The organism is Streptomyces sp. Ncost-T10-10d (assembly GCF_900091955.1).
Classification (GTDB): Bacteria; Actinomycetota; Actinomycetes; order Streptomycetales; family Streptomycetaceae; genus Streptomyces.
The window spans coordinates 1-7,539 of the sequence record NZ_FMDF01000155.1 but is presented as its reverse complement, the minus strand read 5'-3'; the positions used below and the strand labels follow the sequence as shown (position 1 = coordinate 7,539).

The following is a 7,539-nucleotide window of genomic DNA, read 5'->3' as shown; positions in this document are numbered from 1 at the left end:
TCGGCGTGCGCGGCCCCTGAGCAGCAGCGCTCAGGGGCCGCGCGACGGTTGTGCGCCCACGGCGTCGGGGTGGAGCAGCCCTGGTGTTCGGCAGCCACCCGGCGGCGACTACTCCATGGGATAGATGTCCCCGCTCGCCATGCCGCTGACCTGATCGCTCTCCGCTTCGAGCCTGCGGGCCTTCTCCTTCAGGCGTTGGCTTTCCTTGGGGTCGGTGGTGCGCTCGGCTGCGTCCTTGAGATCCTTCGCCTTGGCGCGCATCTGCCTCACGCGACCGCGATATTCTTCCGATTCGCTCATGATCACTCCTTGGATCTGCGGGCGGAGCGGGCGCCACCACGGATCAGGCTTTTCCGGAGCAGCGCACTCCAGGCAGTCACCCACTGTTGCGCCCGGCGCAGCAGAGGGTCATCCGCCGGCCCGTCGTCCCGGGCGGCGACGCCGCTCGGGACGCGGTTTCCCACCTCCAGAGTAGGCAGGATGCGCCTGACGTGGGCCTTCACCGCGCTCTCGCTCATCCGCAGCCCCCCACCCGGGCCCCGGCCGGCCCATCAGCCTCGGGACCGGCGCCGGGGACAGCGGGATGCGAGGGCGCCCGCCCAGTGGGCGTCCGCGCTCAGGAAGCCGAGTCCGATCGCCAGCATCCAGGAGTCCTTGGCCAGCGGGGTGCCGTTCCGGGTGGGCCGCAGGCTGCCGGGCTCCCGCATCCCCGGGACCCGCAGGTACAGGCCGAGCAGGCCGCTGGAGAACCCTGTCAGCACCAGTCCGGCCAGTCGGGTCGGCACGAAGGGGCAGAGGAGGGTTCCGCCGACCGTCATCTCCGTCAGACCGAGCAGCCGGGTGAACCGCTTGGCCTCGATCCTTTTGAGGAACGGGTAGGCAATACAAGCCATGCCGTGCACGCCCTGGGCCGTCTCCTCGTCCGCTTTCAGCTTGCCCAGGCCGGAGTTCAGGATGAACGCACCGGTGGCAAGGCGAGGGGGCACATCGCGCGGTTCGAGTGTGGTCATCATGAGAGCCTCCGTCGATCCGGTACTCGGCCCCTCGTCGAGCTTAGCCAGAAGGCGCCGGGGACGCTTCACGTGGAGTGCCGACCGGCCGCGTCCGGTGCCGATTCAACTACGAGGTGGGGCTGACAGCCGCTGCCGACGCGTTACCCGTCACCGTGACCTCCTGCCCCTGGCCCGTCGTCTGCGAAGCGGTGCTCAAGCAGCTTCCGGACGACGTATCGGTGACGGTGGGAAAGCTGCCCGTGTAGTCGACGCCGGCCTCGGTGCCGACCGGCTTGCCGTATGTCACGGTGACGCGCCGGCCGCACCCGGCCGTGAGGTAAGGCTCGATGAATCCTTGATCGGCGCTCCCGAACCGGCCCGAGGCCGACGGAAGGCCGAAGCTGCCGATGTGCGCCACGGGCGTTCCGGTCGTCGTCTCGACGACGTCTTTGGACATCCTCCCGGTACGGGCAATGTCGACTTCTGTTGATCGCGGAGCAACCTCGGACACGCCACTGCCGTCTTGATCCACAGCAAGGCGGTTCGCCGCAGGCGACAAGCCACGTCCGCCCCCCACGAGTGCCCGGGTCCGATCGCCGGACAACTATGCACTTTACGTATACACGATATGTATAGTTGCTCTGCTACCGCCCGGTCGCACGCGAAAGGCTCCCATGCACAGCAAGGCACTGGCGCCCGAGTACCAAGGCGCCCTCACCAAGATGTCGGTGAACTCCTCACTCACGGATGTACTGGCAGAAGGATTACGTCACTTGAGGGAGGCCGAACACAGCGGCTCGCAGCAGGAAGTGGCGCGATGCGGGCTCGCGGTCGCCGAGGCGCATCGCAGGCTCGGCAACGTGAAGGAAGCCGATCAGGCGTGGAAGGCCAGCTACCGGGCCGCACGCTCGGCCGGTGACCTGGGGGCTATGGCCTGGGCGCTGTGGAGCGGTGGGACACTCGCCCGCCAGCGCGGTGAACTCAGGCTCGCTTTCAGGCTGTTGGGGCTCGCGGCCGACATGGGGAAACGCGGCGGGGATATCGTCGCCCGCGGCTACTCCCTCGCCGGCCTTGCGGAGACCGGGCGAATACAGGGCGACTACCGGACCGTCGCCGTCCTGCACGAACAGCTGCTCGCCGAGGCGCGCGCCCGTGGCGAGGCGCGCCACACCGTGTGGGCGCTGGAGGGCATCGCACAGATCCACCGCAACACCGGATCGCTCGACAGTGCCCTGGCCATGTTCGAGGAAGCGGCGCAGTTGGCCGGGAATGCGGACGACCGACGTGGCCGAGCGTGGGCCCTGCGCGGCATGGCCGACATCATCTCCCTGCGGGACGACGATCCGGAGCGTGCCCTGGCCCTGCTCACGGAGGCCGAACTCACCTGCCGTGAGATGAAGTTGTCCAGTGCGCTCGCGTACAACCACAAGATGCGCGCCAACGTGCTCTTCCGCGCCGGCCGTTACGAGGAGGCGCGCCAGGTCTACGAGGAAGCACTTGCCGAGTTCCGCGCCATGTCCGAACCTCGCGGTGAAGCGCTGGCCCGGCTCGGTCTCGTCAAGTCGCTCGCCCGGCTCGGCCGCGACCCGAACGAGACCGCCGCCGATCTCGGCGAGTTGCGCCACACCCTGAGCCGGATCGGCCTGCTCAACGCCCGGGACATGGTGGACAAGGCGTACGCCGAACTCGGTGTGACACCGGTCGGTGGGGAGACGGACGACGAAAGCGCACGACGATGACACCACCACCCGTAACCCACCGGGCCACGGCACCGCAGATCCTCGCCCGCTGTCGCGACCTCGTACGCCCGGCGCTTGCACAGGCCGTGCAGCGTCTGCACCCGTGGCACGCGGAGATGGCCGCCTTCTCCCTCGGGTGGGACACGGCGGACGGCAGACCCGTCACGGGCTCACAGGGCAAGGGGGTGCGCCAGGCTCTCGCGCTGCTGAGTGCCGAGGCCGCCGGCGCCCCTGCGGACGACGCCGTCGTCGGCGCGGTCGCCGTCGAGCTGGTCCATGTCTTCTCCCTCCTGCACGACGACATCATGGACGGCGACGAGACGCGCAGACAGCGCGCCACCGTCTGGAAGGTGTACGGGACCGGCCCCGCGATCCTCGCCGGGGACGCGCTCTTCGCCCTGGCTGTACAGACTCTGGCCGACGCTCCGGGCGTGCACAGTGCGGCAGCGGTCCGGCATCTCGCCGGAACACTGGCCGACCTGGTGCGCGGTCAGGCCGAGGACCTGCTCTTCGAGTCCCGGCCCTGGACCGGACCCGAAGCGGTGCAGCCGCACGAGTACCGGTGGATGGCCGAGCACAAGACCGGCGCGCTGCTCGGCTGTGCGGCAGGCCTGGGCGGGGTCCTGGCCGGAGCCCCTGCCACGACCGTCGACGCCCTCACCGGGGCCGGTCGGCACCTCGGGGTGGCATTCCAGGCCGTGGACGATCTTCTGGGGATCTGGGGAGATCCGCAGGTCACGGGCAAACCCGTCCACAGTGATCTGCGCCGGCTGAAGAAGACGTACCCCGTCCTCGCGGCCCTGGCCACGGACCACCCCGCTGCCCGGCGCCTCGCCACGCTCCTCGGCACCGGCAACCCGCTCGACCGCACCGCCACCCGGCGGGCAGCCGACCTCGTCGAAGAAGCCGGTGGACGCGCCGCGACACTGGCCGAAGCCCACCAGCAACTGGAGAGCGCCCGCCGCAGCCTGGACGGCGTTCCGCTGGCCCCGGCTGCGCTCGGTGAAATCCTCGCGCTTCTCCCGTTCTTCGTCGACCGCACGATGTGAACCGACGCGGGACCCCGACCGGGTCACCACTCCCCCGGCTCCCCGTCGATGCCAGGGGGCCGGCACCCTGCACATCCTGAATCGCGGCGGAGAGCTGACGGGCCCCCGCGCCCACCGGGGCCCCTTTACTCCTCGATGGCCCCACCGGTCCGCCGGAGATGCTGCCGAAAGGTGTACGACGGATCGGCCGCGCGCTGTGCCAGATAGTCATCGAAGGACGTCTGCTTGCGCAGTGTCTCGCCCGCCCTGATCCTGCGGGCCTGTTCACGCTCGGTCTGCCGGATCGTGTGCGCCGTCGCGAGCACTTCTTCGACATGCTCGGCCGGAACGAACAACACGCCGTCCTCGTCGCCGAAGACGATGTCATCTCCGCTCACCAGGTGCGGGCCGAACCGGGCCGTGGTCAGAGCCTCCGGTTCCCGCTCGTCCAACCGGACAGGACCGGGCGGGTAGTTGCCGTAGCTGAACACGGGAAGGCCGATCTCCACCAGTTCCGGGGTGTCGCGGTGCAGCCCCCACACCACAAGGGCCGCCACGCCCGCCGCTCGGGCCTCGAGTACCGCGAGATCTCCGATACACGCCTCGTCCGACCGGCCGCCGTTGTCGATGACCAGCACGTCACCCTGCCCGGTCTTGCCGAACGCCTCCAGGAACACGTCCACGCTGCCGTAGTGCCGCACCGGCAGTGCCCGGCCCGCGATCCGGTGTCCTGAGATCACCGCTCCGATACCGGATGGTGCGACACGCAGCGGCACATCGACACGGAGGCAGGCATCGGCCACGAGTGGTGTGGACAGGTCATCGAAAACCTTCAGCATGGTGTTCTCCCAGGCACGGTGCGGTCGTCGCCCGTCGGCGGCACGCGAATACAACAGCGACGCAGGAGCACGATGCTACTGGCGTGGTCTCAACGCGTCGACGGGCCGCGTCAGCCGGTGAGCCGGGCGATGAGGGCTTGCGCAACAGTTGCCGGGGCCTTCGCCAGGGCGTTGCGGCAGAGCTCGCCGTCGGGGCCGAGCAGTGTGCGGATGCGCTGACCGGCTTCTTGGCGGGCATCGGTGCGGTCGTTCATTTGGCGTCGTGGAAGACGAGGCCGAGGGTGCGGCGCCGGCCGGAGCGGACGGTGCTGACTCCGTGCCGCACGGATGTGGTCGACCAGCCGCGTTTGGAGGCGACCGGCCGGTCGCGGGTGGTGAAGACCAGCCCGTGCCCCTGGGGAAGGACGGTGGCCGATCCCCGGGACTGGGCGCGGGGGCGCTGCTCGGTCATGAGGAACTCGCCACCGGTGTAGTCGGTGCCCGGTGCGTCGAGTCCGATGACGACCTGGAGCGGGAAGAGCATGTCGCCGAAGACGTCGCGGTGCAGGGCGTTCCAGTCTCCGGCACCATAACGCAGGAGGATCTGGGAGGACTTGGACTGCCCGGCCGCGTGACACATGTCGAGCCATTCCTCCAACTCGTCCGGCCAAGGGGCGGGCTTTCCCGATCTGTCGGCCCAGGCACGGGCGATCGGGAGCAGGTGCGGATAGAACGCCTCGCGCAACTCCCGGACCACCTCGGGCAGATCGTGGGTGAAGTAGCGGTACTGGCCGGAGCCGAATCGGTGGCGGGCCATGTCGACGGTTGAGCGGAAGCGTTCGGTCTCGTCGTACTGCCCGGCGAGCTCGCGGCACCGGTCATGGGTGAGAAGCTGTCCGGTCAGCGCACTGCCGTATGCGTCGACCTCGTCGGTGAGTACCGCCCAATCGGTGGCGTCGACCAGGTCGCTCGCGGTTCGGGCCGGGCGTGTTGTGTCGATCACGGGTCTCGTTCCTCGATATGCGGTGGGCAACGGGCGAGGTCGTGGGCGTCGCCTTCGTGGCGCAGCCGTTGCCTGCCGGAAACTGGCGGATGGATTCAGCGGGCGTTGTGAAAGATGAGGCCCAAGGTATTGCGTCGCCCGGATTCAACGGCTCCGGTGCCGTGCCGTACAGGGTGCCGGCGATAGCCGTTCCTGCCACGCACCGGCCGATGGCGGACCGGGAAGATCATCCCTTGGCCCAGCTCCGGCTTGACGACAACGGCCTTCGACTGAGAGCGGGGGCGCTGTTCGACAAAGACGTTCTCCCCGCCCGTGAAGTCCTGGCCCGGCCGGTTCAGCATGATCGCGATCTGCAGCGGGAACACGACGTCGCCGTAGATGTCCTGATGCAGGCAGGCGTAGTCACCCTCCCCGTAGGTGAGGATCAGCGGAGTAGGGCGGTTCTGGCCGTTGGCGGCGCACTCCTCGGTGAGTTCCGCAAGCGTGTCGGGGAAGGTGCGTTCACCCAGCATCGGCGCCCATTGGTTGGCCATCCACGCCATCGGCGGGTAGAGGCTCTCGCGCAGCGCCTGCACCAGCGGTGGGAGTGGGTTCGCGTAGTACTTGTAGGTGCCGCGGCCGAAGTTGTAGCGCTGCATCACCACCGTGCTGCGGAACATTCCTTTCTCGTCGAACGTGCCGATGAGTTCCTCGCACAGCTCGCGGCTGAGCAGGGGCGGGGTGAGCGCAACACCGCGCTCGTTCAACTGCCCGTACAGAGCAGGCCAGTCCAGCTCGCTCAATGCGGGCAGGTCCTTGTCGTAGGGAACGTGCGGTGCCTCACCGGTCCGGGGTATGTCACCGAACATCGTCGGGGCGACGGCGGAGTGGTTCATGGTGTCTTCCTCGGTGGTGTGTTGTCGTCGCAGCGGCCGGCGTCCGGCAGACGCCTCGACGGCGCGGGTGCGTGCGGCTTCACAGCCTGCGCACTGTCGCGGCGGCGCAGCCGAAAGCCCTCGACGATCAATGCTGGCTGCCCCCGGGCAGCAAGTCTGGCGCTATTCGGACATTGCGCTACGGCTCGTGTGCTGCGAGCAGCCCGAGGCTCGTGTCCACCGCGTCGACGGACCGGGCGAACGACTGAAGCGGCTCAGAGCCCCAGCATCGACTTGTCGAGCACGCCGCCCACCGCACCGTAGAAGCTGCACTTGATGGAGTGCCCGGATCTCCTTCGAAACACAAAGCCTGCGAGGAACAAGGCGACGAAGAGTCCCCCGATGACCACAGCCACTACGGGGCCGTAGATGACACACCCGAAGACAAGCACCACCAGCCAGATGATGACGGGGAGCAGAGAACCACGGAGCACGATGCCGAAGCTGATCGGAACCGGTCCCTCCCCCAGAAATCGTTCGTTCCACAGATCAATGTGGTTCCGCGTCACGCAGCTCGCACTTGCCATGCACTGATCAGAGCACCCCTCATGCAGTGCGCGCCAGCCGTCTGTCACAACGCCACCGGCAAAAATGGTGTCGGCCGGAGCGGCGTGTCGGCATCGGGCCTCGCCTTCAGGCCGAGCCTAGATCCAGTTCGCCCAGCCGAAGGAGAACAGATACGCCCGCCGGGTCGCTTCCCGTCCGCGGGCGCCTCGAAGGCGCATGACCGCCAGTGTCACAAGGAACAGTGCGGCAAAGGCGCCCGCCACAAGGGCACCGGCTACAGGCCCTGCGAGCCGGCCAACGACCGTACTCACAACGACTACGGTCCCCAGACCGAAATGCGCGGCAGGGAGGTCTGCCCGCGCTGCCTCCCGCAAGTCCCTGCGCACCGCCCGGATATCGGAGTCGTACCGCTCGCGCGCCCGTTCCGGGTCGGCAGCGGGACCCTCGGGCCACTGCGTCATCTTCCCCCCGTTCCGACTGCCAGATCCTGACAGTGCCGCAGGATCATCATGCCTGAGACCGACCGGCACATGGGGGG

11 protein-coding genes are annotated in these 7,539 nt (G+C 68.5%); 2 read left to right on the top strand and 9 right to left on the bottom strand.

What is annotated here, in order from left to right; genetic code table 11:
• Nucleotides 1-108: 108 nt before the first annotated feature.
• From GA0115254_RS27715 to GA0115254_RS27700, 3 genes are all read right to left on the bottom strand, one after another.
• A complete protein-coding gene (locus tag GA0115254_RS27715; protein ID WP_093898026.1) occupies nucleotides 109-300 on the bottom strand; it encodes a DUF6381 family protein in 192 nt (63 codons plus the stop codon).
• A 251-nt stretch (nucleotides 301-551) separates the two neighbouring features.
• On the bottom strand, nucleotides 552-1,013 hold the full coding sequence (locus tag GA0115254_RS27705) for a hypothetical protein (RefSeq protein ID WP_093898024.1): 462 nt from the start codon (nucleotides 1,011-1,013) through the stop codon (nucleotides 552-554).
• Between the two features lie 106 nt (nucleotides 1,014-1,119).
• Complete coding sequence (locus GA0115254_RS27700; protein ID WP_093898023.1) at nucleotides 1,120-1,449, bottom strand: hypothetical protein; 330 nt, start codon at nucleotides 1,447-1,449, stop codon at nucleotides 1,120-1,122.
• A gap of 217 nt (nucleotides 1,450-1,666) precedes the next feature.
• Here GA0115254_RS27700 and GA0115254_RS27695 point away from each other — a divergent pair, with 217 nt between their 5' ends.
• Both GA0115254_RS27695 and GA0115254_RS27690 read left to right on the top strand, forming a co-directional pair.
• Entirely contained in the window at nucleotides 1,667-2,731 is a 1,065-nt protein-coding gene (locus tag GA0115254_RS27695) for a tetratricopeptide repeat protein (protein ID WP_093898022.1), read from the top strand.
• Nucleotides 2,728-3,780: a polyprenyl synthetase family protein gene (locus GA0115254_RS27690; protein ID WP_093898021.1), complete on the top strand. Its 1,053-nt coding sequence runs from the start codon at nucleotides 2,728-2,730 to the stop codon at nucleotides 3,778-3,780. The genes GA0115254_RS27695 and GA0115254_RS27690 overlap by 4 nt, the downstream gene beginning before the upstream one ends.
• Nucleotides 3,781-3,905: 125 nt before the next feature.
• Here GA0115254_RS27690 and GA0115254_RS27685 read toward each other — a convergent pair whose 3' ends face one another.
• The 6 genes from GA0115254_RS27685 to GA0115254_RS46545 form a co-directional block, all read right to left on the bottom strand.
• Nucleotides 3,906-4,598 (bottom strand): RraA family protein, encoded by a 693-nt coding sequence (locus tag GA0115254_RS27685; RefSeq protein WP_093898020.1) that lies wholly within the window; start codon nucleotides 4,596-4,598, stop codon nucleotides 3,906-3,908.
• 110 nt (nucleotides 4,599-4,708) lie between these two features.
• Complete coding sequence (locus tag GA0115254_RS44735; RefSeq protein WP_176740313.1) at nucleotides 4,709-4,852, bottom strand: hypothetical protein; 144 nt, start codon at nucleotides 4,850-4,852, stop codon at nucleotides 4,709-4,711.
• Nucleotides 4,849-5,580, bottom strand: a complete 732-nt coding sequence (locus GA0115254_RS27680) for a 2OG-Fe(II) oxygenase (RefSeq protein ID WP_256102808.1) — start codon at nucleotides 5,578-5,580, stop codon at nucleotides 4,849-4,851. Before GA0115254_RS27680 ends, GA0115254_RS44735 begins: the two co-directional genes overlap by 4 nt.
• 95 nt (nucleotides 5,581-5,675) lie before the next feature.
• Nucleotides 5,676-6,455: a 2OG-Fe(II) oxygenase gene (locus GA0115254_RS27675; RefSeq protein WP_093898019.1), complete on the bottom strand. Its 780-nt coding sequence runs from the start codon at nucleotides 6,453-6,455 to the stop codon at nucleotides 5,676-5,678.
• A 254-nt stretch (nucleotides 6,456-6,709) separates the two neighbouring features.
• A complete protein-coding gene (locus tag GA0115254_RS27670) occupies nucleotides 6,710-7,021 on the bottom strand; it encodes a hypothetical protein (RefSeq protein ID WP_093898018.1) in 312 nt (103 codons plus the stop codon).
• A 117-nt stretch (nucleotides 7,022-7,138) separates the two neighbouring features.
• Nucleotides 7,139-7,312 (bottom strand): hypothetical protein, encoded by a 174-nt coding sequence (locus GA0115254_RS46545; protein ID WP_256102807.1) that lies wholly within the window; start codon nucleotides 7,310-7,312, stop codon nucleotides 7,139-7,141.
• Nucleotides 7,313-7,539: the final 227 nt, after the last annotated feature.